This window comes from Aliidiomarina taiwanensis, from assembly GCF_003987015.1.
GTDB lineage: Bacteria > Pseudomonadota > Gammaproteobacteria > Enterobacterales > Alteromonadaceae > Aliidiomarina > Aliidiomarina taiwanensis.
Genome location: NZ_PIPQ01000003.1, coordinates 146604 through 163285, shown reverse-complemented (window position 1 = coordinate 163285; position 16682 = coordinate 146604). Strand labels below are relative to the sequence as shown.

The 16682-nt window shown below is 49.9% G+C and carries 17 protein-coding genes; 12 read left to right on the top strand and 5 right to left on the bottom strand.

What is annotated here, in order from left to right; all coding sequences use genetic code 11:
* Window positions 1-9 precede the first annotated feature (9 nt).
* From CWE15_RS07455 to CWE15_RS07425, 7 genes are all read left to right on the top strand, one after another.
* Window positions 10-681 (top strand): Slp family lipoprotein, encoded by a 672-nt coding sequence (locus tag CWE15_RS07455; protein WP_126757451.1) that lies wholly within the window; start codon window positions 10-12, stop codon window positions 679-681.
* Window positions 678-1535 (top strand): alpha/beta fold hydrolase, encoded by an 858-nt coding sequence (locus tag CWE15_RS07450; RefSeq protein WP_126757450.1) that lies wholly within the window; start codon window positions 678-680, stop codon window positions 1533-1535. The genes CWE15_RS07455 and CWE15_RS07450 overlap by 4 nt, the downstream gene beginning before the upstream one ends.
* A 121-nt stretch (window positions 1536-1656) precedes the next feature.
* The gene (fadD, locus tag CWE15_RS07445; RefSeq protein WP_126757449.1) at window positions 1657-3318 is read left to right on the top strand and encodes a long-chain-fatty-acid--CoA ligase FadD; all 1662 of its coding nucleotides are present in this window, start codon (window positions 1657-1659) and stop codon (window positions 3316-3318) included.
* Complete coding sequence (rnd, locus tag CWE15_RS07440) at window positions 3319-4461, top strand: ribonuclease D (protein ID WP_126757448.1); 1143 nt, start codon at window positions 3319-3321, stop codon at window positions 4459-4461. It abuts the gene before it with no gap.
* 38 nt (window positions 4462-4499) lie between these two features.
* On the top strand, window positions 4500-4799 hold the full coding sequence (locus CWE15_RS07435; RefSeq protein ID WP_126757447.1) for a YcgL domain-containing protein: 300 nt from the start codon (window positions 4500-4502) through the stop codon (window positions 4797-4799).
* Window positions 4800-4803: 4 nt separating this feature from the next.
* Window positions 4804-5781 (top strand): lytic murein transglycosylase, encoded by a 978-nt coding sequence (locus CWE15_RS07430; protein ID WP_126757446.1) that lies wholly within the window; start codon window positions 4804-4806, stop codon window positions 5779-5781.
* Between the two features lie 6 nt (window positions 5782-5787).
* Window positions 5788-6282 carry a YcgN family cysteine cluster protein gene (locus CWE15_RS07425; RefSeq protein ID WP_126757445.1) on the top strand — a complete coding sequence of 165 codons (495 nt, stop codon included), beginning with the start codon at window positions 5788-5790 and terminating at the stop codon, window positions 6280-6282.
* On the opposite strand, the gene dsbB is transcribed toward CWE15_RS07425, so the two are convergent.
* A complete protein-coding gene (dsbB, locus tag CWE15_RS07420) occupies window positions 6279-6812 on the bottom strand; it encodes a disulfide bond formation protein DsbB (RefSeq protein ID WP_126757444.1) in 534 nt (177 codons plus the stop codon). The genes CWE15_RS07425 and dsbB overlap by 4 nt on opposite strands.
* A gap of 180 nt (window positions 6813-6992) precedes the next feature.
* Here dsbB and fadR point away from each other — a divergent pair, with 180 nt between their 5' ends.
* Window positions 6993-7703: a fatty acid metabolism transcriptional regulator FadR gene (gene fadR, locus CWE15_RS07415; RefSeq protein ID WP_126757511.1), complete on the top strand. Its 711-nt coding sequence runs from the start codon at window positions 6993-6995 to the stop codon at window positions 7701-7703.
* A 71-nt stretch (window positions 7704-7774) separates the two neighbouring features.
* Here the strand turns inward: fadR and sodB are convergent, their stop codons facing one another.
* Complete coding sequence (gene sodB / locus CWE15_RS07410) at window positions 7775-8356, bottom strand: superoxide dismutase [Fe] (RefSeq protein ID WP_126757443.1); 582 nt, start codon at window positions 8354-8356, stop codon at window positions 7775-7777.
* 243 nt (window positions 8357-8599) lie between these two features.
* Here sodB and grxD point away from each other — a divergent pair, with 243 nt between their 5' ends.
* Both grxD and CWE15_RS07400 read left to right on the top strand, forming a co-directional pair.
* Window positions 8600-8953 carry a Grx4 family monothiol glutaredoxin gene (grxD, locus tag CWE15_RS07405; RefSeq protein WP_126757442.1) on the top strand — a complete coding sequence of 118 codons (354 nt, stop codon included), beginning with the start codon at window positions 8600-8602 and terminating at the stop codon, window positions 8951-8953.
* A gap of 72 nt (window positions 8954-9025) precedes the next feature.
* Window positions 9026-9631 carry a peroxiredoxin gene (locus CWE15_RS07400; RefSeq protein ID WP_126757441.1) on the top strand — a complete coding sequence of 202 codons (606 nt, stop codon included), beginning with the start codon at window positions 9026-9028 and terminating at the stop codon, window positions 9629-9631.
* Here CWE15_RS07400 and CWE15_RS07395 read toward each other — a convergent pair.
* Complete coding sequence (locus CWE15_RS07395; protein ID WP_126757440.1) at window positions 9626-10009, bottom strand: DbpA RNA binding domain-containing protein; 384 nt, start codon at window positions 10007-10009, stop codon at window positions 9626-9628. The genes CWE15_RS07400 and CWE15_RS07395 overlap by 6 nt on opposite strands.
* A gap of 23 nt (window positions 10010-10032) precedes the next feature.
* Window positions 10033-10659: a ribonuclease T gene (rnt, locus tag CWE15_RS07390; protein WP_126757439.1), complete on the bottom strand. Its 627-nt coding sequence runs from the start codon at window positions 10657-10659 to the stop codon at window positions 10033-10035.
* 112 nt (window positions 10660-10771) lie between these two features.
* Between rnt and CWE15_RS07385 the strand changes: the two genes are divergently transcribed.
* Window positions 10772-11683: a flagellar protein MotY gene (locus CWE15_RS07385; protein WP_126757438.1), complete on the top strand. Its 912-nt coding sequence runs from the start codon at window positions 10772-10774 to the stop codon at window positions 11681-11683.
* A 255-nt stretch (window positions 11684-11938) separates the two neighbouring features.
* A complete protein-coding gene (locus tag CWE15_RS12125; protein WP_126757437.1) occupies window positions 11939-15970 on the top strand; it encodes a S8 family serine peptidase in 4032 nt (1343 codons plus the stop codon).
* Window positions 15971-16034: 64 nt separating this feature from the next.
* Here the strand turns inward: CWE15_RS12125 and nth are convergent, their stop codons facing one another.
* On the bottom strand, window positions 16035-16673 hold the full coding sequence (gene nth, locus CWE15_RS07375) for an endonuclease III (RefSeq protein ID WP_126757436.1): 639 nt from the start codon (window positions 16671-16673) through the stop codon (window positions 16035-16037).
* Between the last annotated feature and the right edge of the window lie 9 nt (window positions 16674-16682).

Below are 16682 nucleotides of genomic sequence, written 5' to 3'. Positions count from 1 at the left end.
GGTAACACCATGTTCTCCAATGTAAAATACTCTTTTTTACGGGTCGTGCTTGTTGCTTTAGCGGGCTTAACGCTGAGCGCGTGCGCAAGCCGAATGCCTGAAAATATTCGCGCTGACGACGCTGCTGCATTACTACCCTTTACCCAAGCAATCAATACCGAAGAACAAGGTGTTGGGCAGCTTGCCCGTTGGGGAGGAGTCGTGGCTGAGGTGACCAATACGGAAACCACGTCCACCATTGAGGTGGTGCAAATGGCCTTAAAAGGCTCGGGCCGCCCTGTGGTCAATGAACAAAGCGCAGGCCGGTTCCGCATTCGGGTGAATGGATTTGTGGACCCAGATGTGTTTACTGCGGGTCGTTCAGTCACTGTGTATGGCACCTATGTGGGCAAGGAAACCGACAAAATTGGTGAGTTTGTTTATGACTTTCCAGTGATAGAAAGCAAAGGGGTGCACTTATGGCGGGTGCAAGACGAAACTCAGCAAGTGGATGTCATGATGTACTACGGTTTTGGGTCGCCTTACTATCGTCATCCATTTTATATGCCAGGCACTATCCGTGTGCGTCACCAAGACAGCGGCAGTAAGTCTAACTCAGGGGCGCAGGACAATAGACCGCGCCCTATGTCGAGTTCACGAGAAGAGTTGAGAAGCTCGCAAAGAGCTTTAAAGCAAGAATGATCCCCATTTCAATTCACATCAACGAGCTGGAGCTTGCGGGCTTCAGCTCTACATCGACCCCGCTTGAGCAAATAGAAACACCTACCCTGGCCTTACATGGCTGGCTGGATAATGCGGCAAGTTTTGCGCCTCTTTGGCCACACTTAGACACGCACCCTTTATTAGCCCTGGACTTTCCTGGACATGGCTTGTCGAGCCACAGATCTGCAGGGGCTGCGTATTACTTTATTGAATGGGCAGCAGATATTATTGCCCTTATCGAGCAATACGACTGGCAACAGGTGCATTTAATTGGACACAGCATGGGCGCGTTTATTAGCCAGTTGGTGGCGAGTGTGATGCCTGAACGAATTGCTGCCATGAGCCTGATAGAAGGGTTTGGTATGCTGACCTTCAAGGCGGAAGAAACACGGGAAAAGTTAAAGAAAGCCTTGGTGCAGCGACGTGAGTTAGCGAGCAAACGCGCACCCGTATACCCAGACAAAGAACGCATTATTCGGGTGCGAGCGGAAACAAGTCAGGTGACACCGGCGCAAATTGTTGGCATTGTCGAGCGCAATTTAATGCCTGTGGAAGGTGGTTGGAGTTGGCGGGTTGACCCTCGGGTGCGACTGGGCTCGCCATTTCGCTTCACATTGGAGCAAGCCAATGACTTGATGGCAGGTATTCAATGTCCTGTGCAGCTTATTCGAGGAGAGCAAGGGTTTCCTGAGTTGACACGGGCCGTACAGCAATGGTCAGGAACCTTGACGCATTTTGAGCAGGTGGAACTGAGCGGCGGACACCATGTGCATTTAGAATACCCGGAACAGGTTGCGAAGGAAATAAACGCATTTCTTCGTCGGCTGAACTGAGAAACTAGGATTCACTGGTCGTATGTGTCAAAATATTTCTCATGAACTAGCTAGGGGCCTCTAAGGCCTTGCTACACTGAACTGAACAAAGATAAGAATAACGAGAGCAGGAGCTAATACTGTGGAAAAGATATGGCAGAAACGTTACCCAACTGGGGTACCGAACGAAATTGATCCTGATCATTATTCGTCGCTATTAGACATTTTTGAAGAAAGTAGCAAAAATTTTGCTGAGCGTCCTGCTTTTGTGAACATGGATCGTTATATTTCTTTTAAAGAGCTCGATGAGCTTTCAAAAGATTTCGCTGCCTACTTGCAAAGTACAGGGCTGAAGAAAGGCGACCCGGTTGCGTTAATGATGCCGAACTTGCTGCAGTACCCAGTAGCTTTATTTGGTATTTTGCGAGCTGGCATGGTGGCGGTGAATGTAAACCCCCTGTATACAGCCCGAGAATTGAAGCATCAGCTGGAAGACTCTGGGGCCAAAGGCATTGTTATTTTGAAAAACTTTGCCTGCACCTTGGACAAAATTCAGCATGAAGTGGAACTCGACCAAATTATAGTAACAGAAATAGGTGACTTGTTGCCTGCGCCTAAGCGCTGGGTGGTGAATTTAGCGGTTCGCTACCTGAAAAAAATGGTTCCGAGTTACCAACTTGAAAATGAATTACAGTTTAATCAGGTGTTAAAGCGTGGCAAGAAGTGCAACTACACACGGCCTGAAGTTGTAGCCAGTGATTTAGCCTTCTTACAGTACACGGGTGGCACAACGGGTGTGTCCAAGGGGGCTATGCTTTCCCACCGTAATATGGTGGCGAACTTAGAGCAGGTGTCTGCGGTGGTGAACCCACTGGTGGAAGACGGTAAAGAAGTCGTTGTGACCGCACTGCCGCTGTACCATATTTTTGCACTGACAGCGAACTGCCTGACTTTTATGAAGCACGGTGGTTTGAACGTCCTGATTACCAACCCACGGGATATGCCAGGTTTTGTGAAAGAGCTGGCGAAGCATAAGATAACGGTTTTCCCAGGAGTGAACACCTTGTTTAATGGGCTACTGAATACCCCAGGCTTTGCCGAGCTGGACTTTTCTTCCCTGAAAGTTGCGCTGGGTGGCGGTATGGCGGTACAGCGCGCCGTAGCGGAAAACTGGATGAAAGTAACCGGCAGTGTGTTGCTGGAAGGCTACGGCTTAACCGAGTGTGCGCCTGTGGTGTCGATTAATCCGTACGACATAAAAACTTATACCGGCAGTATTGGTATTCCGGTGCCGTCCACCGATGTGAAAATAGTGGACGAACACGGTGAGGAAGTACCCCTTGGCGAGCCAGGTGAGCTGTTAGTAAAAGGCCCACAAGTGATGCCTGGTTACTTAGGTCGACCCGAAGCGACAGCAGAAGCGATTCAAGACGGCTGGTTTGCTACGGGAGATATGGCAACTGTGGACGAACAGGGCTTCTTCAAAATTGTGGACCGGAAAAAAGACATGATTTTGGTGTCGGGCTTTAACGTGTACCCGAACGAAATTGAAGATGTCGTGGCTGCGCATCCGAAAGTGCTGGAAGTGGCCGCCATTGGCGTGCCGCACGAAACCTCGGGTGAGGTGGTCAAAGTGTTCGTGGTGAAGAAAGACGATTCGCTGAGCGAGCGTGAGTTGCGTGATTATTGTCGTGAGAATTTAACCGCCTATAAAGTACCCAAGTTGGTTGAATTCCGGGAAGAACTGCCAAAAACAAATGTGGGCAAAATACTTCGCCGTGCATTAAAAGAAGAAGAGTCGTGAATGCAAGATAATTTCCGCTTAATTAACGCCACCAAAGATTTGGTGGCGTTTTGCGATCTAGCCCGTGAAGTTGGCTGGGTCGCTCTCGATACAGAGTTTGTAAGAACTCGGACCTACTATGCGAAGCTTGGCCTGGTGCAACTTTGGGCTGCTGATGAGTGGCTGATTCTCGATCCGCTGCTGGATGTGGATATGAGCCCCCTATGGGAATTGCTGAGCGAAGACAAAGTGTTAACCGTGATGCATGCAGCAGGGGAAGACCTGGAAATTATTAACCGCAAATGTAGCGCCGCACCAAAACAAATGTTTGACACCCAAATTGCCTGGTCGTTTTTGCACGAAGGTGCGCAAATTGGTTATGCAGGCATGGTGGAAGAAATGTGTGGGGTGACTTTAGACAAGTCACTGTCGCGCACGGACTGGCTGAAACGCCCGCTATCACAGGCGCAACTGGAATATGCGGCGGCGGATAGTTTATACCTGGCAAAAGTTTACCCGGTACTGAAAAAGCAGATAGAGCAGTCGCCTCAATATGACTTCTTTGTGCAAGAATGTGCGTTTCAGGTGGAAAAGCGGAGCCGAGTCGCGAACCCGGAGTTTGCTTGGCGTGATGTAGGTGGTTATGCGCAAATGCAGGGGGTTGAACGGGCTGTATTAGCCGAGCTTGCTAAGTGGCGCTTAAGCTGCGCCCAGCAAGAGGACATTGCCCTGCCGTTCTTGCTTCGAGACAACGTGCTAACGGAAATAGCCCATGCACAACCACGGAGCAAACAAGCGTTGGCCGAAGTGTCAGAGTTGCACCCGAAAGTGTTAAGGCAGCGCGGGAAAGATATTTTGGCTGCCATAGAACGGGGGCTTAGCACACCAGAGCAAGCATGGCCTCGGGCCATACCGCGCTTGGACGACCACAGCGGTTATAAGAAGTGGTTTAAAGAGGCCAAAACGTTAATTAAGGAGCGTGCGACTCAGGCTGGCGTGGCACCGCAGCTACTTGGGTCGAGAAAACAAATAAATGAGGTGTTTGTGTGGAGCAAATTCACCGATCCTGCTGTCAAAGCACAAGTACCTAAGCCTGAAATGTTGTCGAGCTGGCGTTACCAGGTAGCAGGTGAAGCCGTACTAGCCCTTGCGGATGCCTTATAACAGCCGCGTATTTAAGATCGAGTAAAAGGATACCCCTTATGTTGTGTACAGTTCTTAAGTCGACGAAGAAACCCGATACCTACTTATATTTACCGAAAGATGCGGATTTTGATGCTTTACCAGAGTCGTTGCAGGTGTTGTTTACACCCCAGCAAACAGCCATGACTTTGCATATTACGGCAGAGAAAAAGCTGGCTCGGTTGTCGGGAGCTGAGCTGCTAGAGCATTTAGCTGAGCCCGGCTACTACTTGCAATTGCCGCCAGCCCACGACGCACCTTTACCGGCGGCAGCGCCGGATTACCTGCATTCACGTACCCCTTCAAAAGACGAGGAATAAGCTTATGTTGTTGTCCCTGTTGCGACTGGTCACAGCCGCTAGTGTGTTGTTTAGTTCCCTTGTGTTTGCTGCGGATCCTGCTGGTTTTCCAGCCTATGTGGAGCAGCTAAAAGAAGAAGCACGAAGCCAAGGCTTTTCAGAAAATACCATAACGCGAGCGTTCGCCGATGCGACGTTTTATCAGCGGGCCGTGTCAGCGGACCGGAACCAGCCGGAATTTAAGTTAACCTTAGACACTTATTTACCGAAAGCAGTGCCAGACTGGAAGGTGCGCCAAGGTATTGAAATGTACAACCAACACCGAGAGCTTTTAGAAGAGATAGGTGCCGCCTACGGTGTGCAGCCACGCTTTATTGTGGCGTTATGGGGGGTGGAAACTAACTTTGGTCGTTATACCGGGAACTTTAAGGTGGTGTCGGCTTTAGCAACCATGGCCTACGAAGGTCGCCGTGAAGCTTTTTTTAAGAAGCAGCTCATGCAGGCTTTAGAAATCATTGAAGCTGGCCATATTGATCCGGAACAAATGCGGGGCTCTTGGGCGGGAGCTATGGGCCAAACCCAGTTTATGCCAAGCTCCTTTTTAGCCTATGCGGTGGACTATGACCAAGACGGTAAAATTGATATTTGGAACAGCCAGGGCGACGTGTTTGCTTCTGCGGCAAACTACTTAAAAAGCGCCGGTTGGGACGACAGCAAAACCTGGGGTCGGCAGGTGCGTTTACCAAGTGACTTTGACTTAAGTCTAGCCGGTCGCCAGAACAAACGTAGCCTTGCCGAGTGGCAAGCCTTGGGTGTGCGCCGCTACGACGGGAGTGACTTACCGACTCGGGATATTACCGCGGGCTTAGTGATTCCTGACGACGAAAAAGGCCGTGTGTACTTAAGCTATACCAACTGGGATGTGCTCATGGACTGGAACCGCTCGAATTACTTCGTGGTAGTGGTGGGACACTTGGCTGACCGCATTCGCTTAGGTCGCTAGTTCTCCATGAGTATTTCGCCTGATTTTTGGCAACAAAAGTCGCTGCAGCAGATGTCGCAAGAGGAGTGGGAGCTGCTCTGCGACGGTTGCGGTAAATGCTGCCTACATAAAGTGCTGGAAGCTCGAGAGGATGTGCCTGACGATGCGCCCATGGGCCCTGACGACACCATGCACTTTGTGAACGTGGCGTGCCGCTTGTTAGACACGCAGACCAGTCAGTGCCGGCACTATGAAAATCGGTTGGATCATGTGCCAGAATGTGTGGTGCTGACACCGGAAAAAATTGATGAAGTGCACTATATGCCACCGAGCTGTGCGTATCGGCGTTTAGCGGAAGGTAAGCCCTTACCTTCATGGCACCCGTTACGCCACGACGGTTCGCGGGCGGCCATGGTGGCAGCCGGTATGGCCACCACAGGTTATACACTTTATTCCGACGCCGACGAGCTTGACGAAGACGACCTGCTTATTATTCGTTGGCCCTTGCATACGGCGCCTTAAGGCATACGCTTGTGCCAAAGGCGGCAGCCAATGATGATGCCCGCTGCGGCTATATAGAGAGCAAAAATAAGTCGCATCCATTCACTCATGGCCATATTCAAAAACTGCCAGTTGGCGTCGCTACAAAGCCCAGTAACAGCAAATACGCTTGGCAGCCATTCGTGTAACGGTAACCACACAGGGAAATTAGGCTCAAGATTACAACTGGCAAATAATGCATTTATGCCCGTTTGGACCCACACGTGATAATGGGCGCTAGCAAACCCTGCAATAGCAGCCCAGCCCCAGCTTATGTAGCCCACCAAGCGTAGCACGAAAAGGTGCGGTGCTATGGCGGCCACCCAAGCGCCAATCGCAATGGCTATGACAGCGGTGCGCTGGTAAATACACTGTTCGCACGGTTCCAGTTGAAGCACGTGCTGAAAGTACAGGGCTGTTAAGGTGAGTAAAGTGGCAGTGGTGGCAAGTAAAACCCAAGGCCAACGCTTGTGGGGCCAATTAGATAGGGCGCGGGTAAGGCTCGATAACATGCATATACCTGTGAATAAGAGTGTTGTTATAGTGTCATGGAAAGTACCATAAATTATGCCATTGCTCGAGAACAGGGTAATACTTGTCCGACCATAGCAAGCGGGTTACAATCTTGAATGCAAATGGGATGTCGTTTTTGACACCCTAATGCTTTATACAGGACTTTTATTTTGGCACACATGATTATTAAAGCGAAAAGCCCCGCGGGTTTTGCAGAAGAGTTTATTGTTAAGTCTATTTGGAAAGGGGACTTTGCTCCGGGCTCTATTTTGCCTGCAGAGCGTGAACTCTCTGAACTTATTGGGGTAACCCGAACCACGCTGCGTGAAGTATTACAGCGTTTGGCCCGTGACGGCTGGCTGACCATTCAACATGGCAAGCCTACGAAAGTAAATAATTTCTGGGAAACGTCAGGCTTAAATATTTTAGAAACCTTGGCCCGCCTTGACGAAGAAGGCATGCCTGACTTAATAGACGACTTACTGTCGGCCCGCACAAACATTAGCGCTATTTATATTCGTGCGGCCTTACGCCACAACAAAGCCAAGGCGATGGACGCCCTAGCAGGTGCTGAAGATCTGGAAGATACAGGCCGTGCCTTTGCAGAGTTTGACTACCAATTAAACCAACAGCTAGCCCATGCTTCGGGTAATAAAGTGTATGTACTGGTGTTAAATGGATTCAAAGGCTTGTATGCACGGATTGGTCAGTTTTATTTCTCGAAGCCAGAAGCAAGAGAGCTGGCACGTGATTATTATGCACGCTTAGCTACATTAGCGGAGCAGGGCGATTACACGGAAGCGATGGCGCTTGTGCGCGAATACGGCTATAACTCTGCGAAGATCTGGATGCAGATACGAGACTCGCTTCCTGAAAACTTTGTTGAATAAGCGACGGGTCTTGTTAATAAGAATAAAAAAAGCGAGCCGAGGCTCGCTTTTTTGCTGTTTAACCGAAAGACTTAAGCGAAGTTTTTCGCTGCAAAGTCCCAGTTAATTAAGGCCCAGAAGCCTTCCATGTACTTAGGACGCGCGTTGCGGTAGTCGATGTAGTAGGCGTGTTCCCACAGGTCAACAGTCATGACAGGTGTAACACCTTCTTCAGTTAGTGGTGTTGCTGCGTTGCTTGTGTTGACGATGTCTAAGCTGCCGTCGGCCGTTTTAACTAACCAAGTCCACGAAGAACCAAAGTTAGTGACTGCGCTTTGGGTGAATGCTTCTTTAAATGCTGCAAAAGAACCCCATTTAGCGTTGATAGCGTCAGCAAGTGCGCCTGTTGGCTCGCCACCACCGTTCGGGCTTAAGCAGTTCCAGTAGAAAGAGTGGTTCCAGACTTGAGCAGCATTATTAAACACGCCACCGTCTGAAGAACGAACAATTTCTTCCAAGGACTTACCAGCCATATCCGTGTCAGCGATAAGGTTGTTTAGGTTGGTCACGTAGGTTTGGTGGTGCTTACCGTAGTGGTACTCTAAAGTTTCTGCTGAAATGTGTGGTTCAAGTGCGTCCATTTCGTATGGCAGTGCGGGTAATTCAAAAGCCATTATCTGCTCTCCGTTATCCGATAAATGTATAAAGAAATGTGCCATGCTGGTTTACAGCGCAGCCATTAATGTTCAGTATAGCACCCTCGTTGGGCGCTTCTCTAGGGGATTGTTTTTTTTACTTACAATACCTATATGGGGATAAAGAAAGCGTATTTCAAGGGCGCGTTCATATTCTCTGTATGATATAATAAACCCAGTACACAGAGCCGATATTGTCGAGTTTGGAGCGGAGTAAGATAGATGCAAAACGAAGAGCAAGTTCAAGAAGTACATGCACGCATTAAAGAGCAAATTAACGAGAACCCAGTGTTGCTTTACATGAAGGGTTCACCAAATCTGCCAAGCTGTGGGTTTTCTTCACAGGCTTCTCAAGCTTTAATGAGCTGTGGCAAACCATTTGCCTATGTTGATATTTTGCAAAACCCAGATATTCGCGCAGAACTGCCAAAAATTGCAAACTGGCCAACTTTCCCGCAACTGTGGGTGAAAGGCGAGTTAATTGGCGGTTGTGATATTATTTTAGAAATGGCCCAACAGGGCGAATTAGAGCCTCTTATTGCAGAGGCTGCGCCAGAAGCGCCAGCCGCTGAGTAAGGTGCTGTTGAGCAGCATCATACTGCTGAAATGCAGTGATTTTTTACATTAACCAATATATGGAGATTTAACATGGCTGTATTAGTAGGCCGCAAGGCCCCAGACTTCACAGCAGCGACCGTAATGGGTACTGGTGAAATCGTTGAAAACTTTACTTTTAGTGAGCACATTAAAGGTAAAAAAGCGGTACTTTTCTTCTACCCGCTAGACTTTACATTTGTATGTCCTTCTGAGCTGATTGCTTTCGACAAGCGTTTAGCAGAGTTTGAAAAGCGTGGAGTACAGGTGATTGGTTGCTCACTTGACTCTCAGTTCACGCACACTGCATGGCGTAATACTGCTGTTGAAGACGGCGGTATTGGCCAAGTGAAGTACCCACTGGTTGCTGATATTAAGCGTGAAATTATGGAAGCTTACGACGTTGCACACCCAGAAGCGGGCGTTGCTTTCCGTGCGTCGTTCCTCATTGACGAAGAAGGCGTTGTACGTCATCAGGTAGTAAACGACCTACCACTAGGCCGTAACATTGATGAAATGCTACGCATGGTGGACGCACTCAACTTCCACTCTGAGCACGGTGAAGTGTGCCCAGCAGGTTGGGAAGCTGGTGAAGAAGGTATGAAAGCTGACGCTGAAGGTGTTGCTGCATACCTAACGAAGAACGCAGACAAGCTATAAGCTCGCTTCTTCATAAATAGCAAAAGGCCGCTTCACTGAAGCGGCCTTTTTTATTAGGGTTTTAGAGAAGACGAGCGCGGAAGCGTTTGCCTTTGATTCTGTCTTGATTAAAGAGCGTGAGCGCGCGCTTTGCCAAAGCTTGATGGACGGTAACAAAGCTCCAGTTGCTTTGGATTTTATTTTACCAAGCTGCTCTTGGCTTATCTGGTTGTCGCGCGTTAAAGCTCCCACGATATCCCCAGGGCGTAGTTTGTCTTTTTTGCCGCCGGTTAGCTGCAACGTGGCCCAGTGAGACCTTAAGGAGTTGTCTGCTGGGGCCGCCATAGGCAGCGACTGCAATAGGAGAGGCTCTGCCAAGGTGTCTTCCAGTACCCGCATTTTATACGCGTCGTTTGGGCCTATCAGGTTAATGGCCAGCCGCCGAGCTGTTTATAGCGGTTGACCATATAGCAAAAGAGTTCAGCAGTGCGCTCTGTGTCGTAAATGGCCGAGTGCGCTTCGTTAGAGTCGAAAGGAATACCCGCCGCTTGGCATGCCTTAATAAGCACAGTTTGGCCAAGGAACACGGCGGATAAGGCTGCCGTGTCAAAGGTGACAAAAGGGTGAAATGGGTTTCGCTTTAAGTTGCCGCGCTCTGCCGCTGCCATCACAAACTTATGGTCGAAGGTGGCGTTATGGCCAACCAGCACCGACCGCTGGCAGCCTGCTTTGCGCTGGGCCTTACGAATGGCTTTGAATATTTCTCGCAAACCTTCGCTTTCTTCTACGGCGCCCCGCAAAGCACTGTGTGGGTCTATGCCATTAAACTCAATAGCTGCTTGTTCAATATTAGCCCCAGGGAATGGCTCGATATGCGCGTGATGTGTTGCCACGGGCTTTAGGTCTCCGTGACTGTCGAAGTCGAGGATGACTGCTGCAATTTCCAGTAGGGCGTCGGTTTGGGCGTTAAAGCCAGCTGTTTCTACGTCGATAACAACAGGTAAGTAGCCGCGAAATCGCGTCTTCATAAGTTCATCGTGACTTGCCATGCATGCTCCTTAAATTAGACAGGGAAGTATGCCAGAAACAAGGCTTGATTGCTAAAGGACCGGTAAGCCTGGCCGATACAAGAAGCAAGTTATAAATAAAGAAGGGGTGTGTATGCACATTCGAACGCTTTTGCTAGCCGTGGGCGTGTCTACGTGTTTGTGGTTTTCCGTTGCCGACGCCAAGGCTGCTGCACGTTCCTACGGCGCTGTGATGGAACGGTCTGAGTGGCGGGTAAGCGAGTACTCACCGCTGCAGTGCACCCTGGAGCACGACATTCCACGCTATGGGCAAGTGCGCTTTGAAAGTGAGGCCAGCCGCGAACTCAACATGCGCGTGGTGCTGGGTATGCGTCGCTTGCCGGACACCTATAGTGAAGCCCAAGTGTATAGTGTTGCCCCGAGCTGGCGAACCACAGAAGCACCGCGGAAACTAGGTACTTTGCCTTTGTACCGACAATACGAAAGTGAACTGGGAAAGGAAATGTCCTGGGTGCTGTTAACAGAGCTGGAAAAGGGCATGATGCCACTGATTTCTTACGCGGACTGGCACAACCAAGTTGACCAGGTGCAGGTGCGAATTTCAGCGATTAACTTTCAGCAACGCTATGACGACTTCATGGACTGTGTGTCGGGGCTGCTGCCATTTGGATTTGACGATATTTCCTTTACTGTGCTGAATTACCATGAAAAGTCCACAGAGCTAACCAATAGCTCGAAGCGTAAATTACTCCGGGTTGGCGAGTACCTAAGCCATGATCAAAACATTGAGTTGGTGCTGGTGGCCGGTTACACGGACGCCTATGGTAGCTACGATGAAAACCAAACCCTGTCGGTGGCTCGAGCCCAAGAGGTGAAAGACTTTTTGGTAGAGCGAGGGCTAGACGAGTCGAAAATTTCCATTCAAGGCCATGGTGAAATGCGCCATTCGGCGGGCAATGAAAACGAGCTAGAGCGTAGCCAAAACCGCCGCGTTGTGGTGCAAATCAGCCGTCCCTTTGATCAGGGCTTATTAAGTAGCCGATAAGGCTTTACATTGGGCTTACAGGCTGAATTTCTTCAGCCTGAGCCTGATGTGTGACGAAGTGTAATATTTAGAAACAATTGCGTAAGCCATAACAGACACCGCTTTGCATCATATTTATAACAAACTCACGCTTTTCCCTATTTTGCTTCCTTGTTGAATGCATGGGCTTCATGCACTATTGCCTTGCAGTGTTAGCTAGGGAGGGCCTTTGCTGATACTGCCTTACTCAAAAAAATAAATAATAAGAGGCTTTACATGCAGTCATCAACAAAGACACTGCCACAACTCACAGCGCTTGCTGCGTTCGTAGCATCAGCGCTGTCGTACGGTGCGGTTGCTAACACATTAACGCCGGTTCCTATGCAGCAGGGGCCGATGCCAAAAGAAGCGAATGAAAACATTCAGAAGGTGCCTCGGGCAGCACTGCAACGGAGTCAACCAGCGTACTTTATTGTTGAACTTGAAGACGCTCCATTAGCTACTTATAGCGGTGGTGTGCGTGGTTTAGCGCCAACGGCGCGTACTTTTACAAGTGCTGAGCGCTTAGAAACCGATTCTGTTGAAGCCATTGCCTACACCCAGTACTTACAGACGCAACAGGCGCGTGTGGCGTCTGCGTTACAGGCTAAGCTACCGAGTCTTTCCATTGAGCGTAACTTCAATGTGACCTTAAATGGTTTTGTGGTAAGCGTTCCCCGTCAGGACGATGTGGTGGCGCAACTGCAGTCGGTGACTGGGGTGAAAAAAGTATATGAGAACGAAATCTTCTACACCCAAATGGACGCCTCTCTCGACATTATAAAAGCCCCGACTACCTGGGCGCAGGCCGGCGGCCAAGACTCAGCCGGTGCAGGCGTGAAAGTGGCTGTGATTGATACGGGGATTACACCCCACCACCCGATGTTTAGTGGTGTAGGTCATGAGCGTCCGGAAGGTTTACCGACGGATGACTACTGTGCAACCCAAGACCCTACCTTCTGTAATAGTAAGCTGGTTGTGGCGCGTTATTATGAGCCACTTGGCGCGGCTCATCCGGATGAAACGTTGACCCCAAAAGACTTCGGTGGTCATGGTACGCATGTGGCGGGTACCGCTGTTGGTAATGCGGTTTACGCAGAATATGACTCAATGGATGTCAATATTTCTGGGGTAGCCCCTGGTGCTAGCCTGATGGTCTACAAAGCTTTGTACATTAACCCGCAAGGTCAAGGTACAGGAAGCTCTATTAATTTAGCTTCGGCCCTAGAAGATGCTGTAGCCGATGGTGCCGACGTAATTAATAACTCGTGGGGTGGTGGTGCTGGAGGCGATCCATCGAATAGTGTGTATCGTTCTATTTTCACCAACGCAGAAGCTGCTGGTGTGGTGTTGGTCACCGCTGCGGGAAATGACGGCCCAGGTGCACAAACTGTTGGCTGCCCAGGCTGCGTTGAAGCAGGTATTACCGTTGCGAGCACCCAAACGGGGCGTGTCTTCGGAAGCTTATTAACAGCCCCAGGTGTCGACACGATTTATGCACGACCTGGCTCAGGTAACTTTGAACTATCGGCAGATATTACGGCGCCTTTACTGCCAGCCATGGAAGTGGATGAAGCAAATGCTTTGGCCTGTGAACCCTTCCCGGCCGGCGCCTTTGAAGGGAGTATCGCCTTTATTTCACGAGGTGAATGTAGCTTTGGCGACAAAGCAAACCATGCAGAAGCCGCGGGTGCAGTGGCCATGGTGCTGTATAATAATGCCCCAGGTGGTTTGGTGATGTCCATGCCTGATGCGACCTTGCCGAGCGTGTCGATTTCACAAGAGCAAGGCGAGTCTGTGCTGGAAGCTTGGACGCAAGGCAGCTCAGCCACCATTACACGCAACCAAGCTTTGTTTAGCTCTCTTGCTAAAAATAGCATGTCCGACTTTAGTTCACGTGGTCCGAATGGTGACAGCAGTTTCCTTAAACCTGAAATTGCAGCTCCTGGCTCGGATATACTGTCGGCCTATCCGACAGAAGAAGAAGGAGTGGCTAATTACCAGCTTAACTCAGGGACGTCGATGGCTAGCCCTCATGTAGCGGGTGCTGCGGCGGTTCTTCGCCAAATGCGACCCGAGCTGAACGCCTTTGAAATAAAGTCGATTCTTATGACCTCGAGCAACCCTGAGGTGAAAAACCATGACTCTACCTCGGACACCACGCCGTTTGACCGAGGTGCCGGCTTAATGGATATGGATGCAGCGAGCAAAACAGCCATTAGCTTTGACAAGCCTTCTTTCGTGTCGCCTGCGTGTGTAGCTTCTTGTAGCTTCGAACGAACCGTGACGAACTTACTTGCTGAAGAGGGTACCTGGTACGCTCGGGTAGAGTTTGTTGACAGTCATGTAACGGGCACTGTGTCGACGCCAAGCATTGAGTTAGCGCCTACCACCTTCTCAGAAAACGAGGAAGAAGAGCATAAGGCAACAGCCAACTTTACCGTGAATGTCGATACCACCTATGCGGACGAAGGCTGGACCTTTGGTCAGGTTGTTTTCACGGATAGTACCGGCCAGTACCCAACAGCTCACATGCCTATTGCCGTCATGGCAAGGCAAAGTGATGACACCAGTGTTTTAACGGCGCTATTAGCAGCCGGTGAAGTGACAGCCGATGACCTCCTTGGTTTAAGTGTGCGCGCCGGCTACCCAGGTAGCAATGAAGACGTGACGGTGACGGCGGAAGTGCCTGAAGGCACCAACTTGGTGTTGGACTCGGTACAAACAGAGATGAGCTTGGCCACTGAAACCAGCCTGACCGTGTCTGAAGATCAACGTACCATTACTTGGACAGGCCAGATTTCACAAGACGAAGGTGCTCAGTTAGTGGAGCCAAGCAGTGACTTCTTGTTTGCTGGCGCGACGCTAGCGGACTTGGGCATTACCGATGCGCCGACCTTGCCGTGTGAGTCGTCTCGTTGCGATGAGTTGCCATTTGATATGTCCATTGGTGAATACGGTGGCTTTATTTGGAATGGTAAGCTAGTAGAAGAAATTACCATTTCACCCAATGGTTTTATAACGGCCGCACCACAAAGCTATTACCTAAGCTATAACAACACTGTGTTGCCGACAGAAGATGCGATTAACGCCATTATTGCACCGTTCTGGTCTGACTTAGTGGTGGGTGGCGAGCATGGTGGCCAAGTAAACTTTGTGGTGGCAAACGACGGCACCAGCGACTGGCTAGTGTTTGAATGGCAAGACGTGACGGAAGCAAAAATGGATGCCGATGGTCTGATTGTGGACCCGACAGCAACTAAATACACCTTCTCCATTTGGCTGAAAATGGGTTCCGACGAGGTGTACTTTAACTATGTCTCGATTCCAGAAGTACCAGACAGCCTCACCGTTGGTATTGAAGACATAACAGGTACGAAAGGCTTTACCTATTACTACGCCAATGCATTTGCTGCCACACAAGGTACAGCCCCAGTCACGGGTGAAGCATTGCGCGCAGGTATTGCGGAAGGCGAAAAAGGGTTTGTGTTCTTGAACTACCAGGTGGAACCGAGTGTGTTTGGGGCGGCTCAAGACACTGATGTGAGCACCGTCGAGCAAGAGCCTGTTACGATTGACCTTACGAATGCCTTCACGACGGGCAGCACTGGGTTCATTAGTAAAGGAACCTTGGTCACAGCGGCACAAGAAGAGTATCGTTCTATTCAACCATTCTCTATTTTGCCAAGTGAAACAGCGCAAGCTGTGATTGCAACAGAGCCAGAGCATGGTGCAGTTGTTCCTGTGGAAGGAACACCGGGACAGTTTGTGTATACAGCAGAAGCAGGCTTTGTTGGTACCGACAGCTTTACTTTTGTTGCAGAGGGTGTGAATGGTCAACAAACTACGGCGGGTACTGTGACGGTTGTGGTTGAGCGTGACAATACAGCACCTGTTGCAAAAGCCAGTGTAGATCAGGCAACTGTGCGAACCGGTGCAGAAGTTACGTTAAGCGCAGCAGAAAGTAGCGACGTGGACGGTGACACGCTAAGCTTTACCTGGTCACAGGTGGGCGGTCCGGATGTGTCACTTGCCAACGCGAACACGGTTGAAGCCCGCTTTATTGCACCTAGTGTGCAGGCTCAAACAGACTTAACCTTTGAAGTGTCTGTGTCGGATGGGTATGAAACCCGTGTTGCACAAGCGAAGGTCACTGTTTTACCGAAAGAAAGCAAGAAGTGGTACGAAGGTAGCTTCGGCGCCTTTATTGCGGCCCTTGCGTTGCCACTGGTGTGGTTACGTCGTCGCCGCCATCGCTTGCAAGCATAAGACTGCAAAGAAGGTATAAAAAAAGGGGCTGAAAGCCCCTTTTTTATTTCGTCATTATGCTAGATTACTCGATTTCTATTTTGTCTTTGTATTCGCACAAGTCTTCAATAATACAAGAGCCGCAGCGGGGCTTACGAGCGATACAGGTGTAACGGCCATGCAAGATAAACCAGTGATGCACATCTAACTTAAACTCGGCAGGTACCACTTTTAATAAGCGTTGTTCCACTTGGTCCACGGTTTTTCCTGGGGCGAACTTGGTGCGGTTGCTGACCCGAAAAATATGCGTGTCCACGGCGATCGTGGGCCAGCCAAAGGCGGTGTTTAGCACTACGTTTGCGGTTTTTCTACCGACGCCAGGCAAGGCTTCGAGGGCAGCTCTGTCTTCAGGAACTTCCCCGCCATGCAGCTCGAGCAACATGCGGCAGGTTTTTATCACGTTTTCTGCTTTGGTATTAAATAAGCCGATGGTTTTAATGTAGTCCTTTACTCCTTCGACACCGAGCGCCAGCATGTCGGCAGGGTTGTTGGCGACTTTAAATAATGGCCCTGTTGCTTTGTTGACCCCCACGTCGGTGGCTTGCGCCGAAAGGAGTACCGCAATAAGCAACTCAAAAGGGTTTGAGAAGTTAAGCTCGGTGGTGGGGTTCGGGTTGTTGTCCCGTAAGCGGGTTAAAATTTCAATACGTTTCTTTTGGTTCATGTTGTTTCT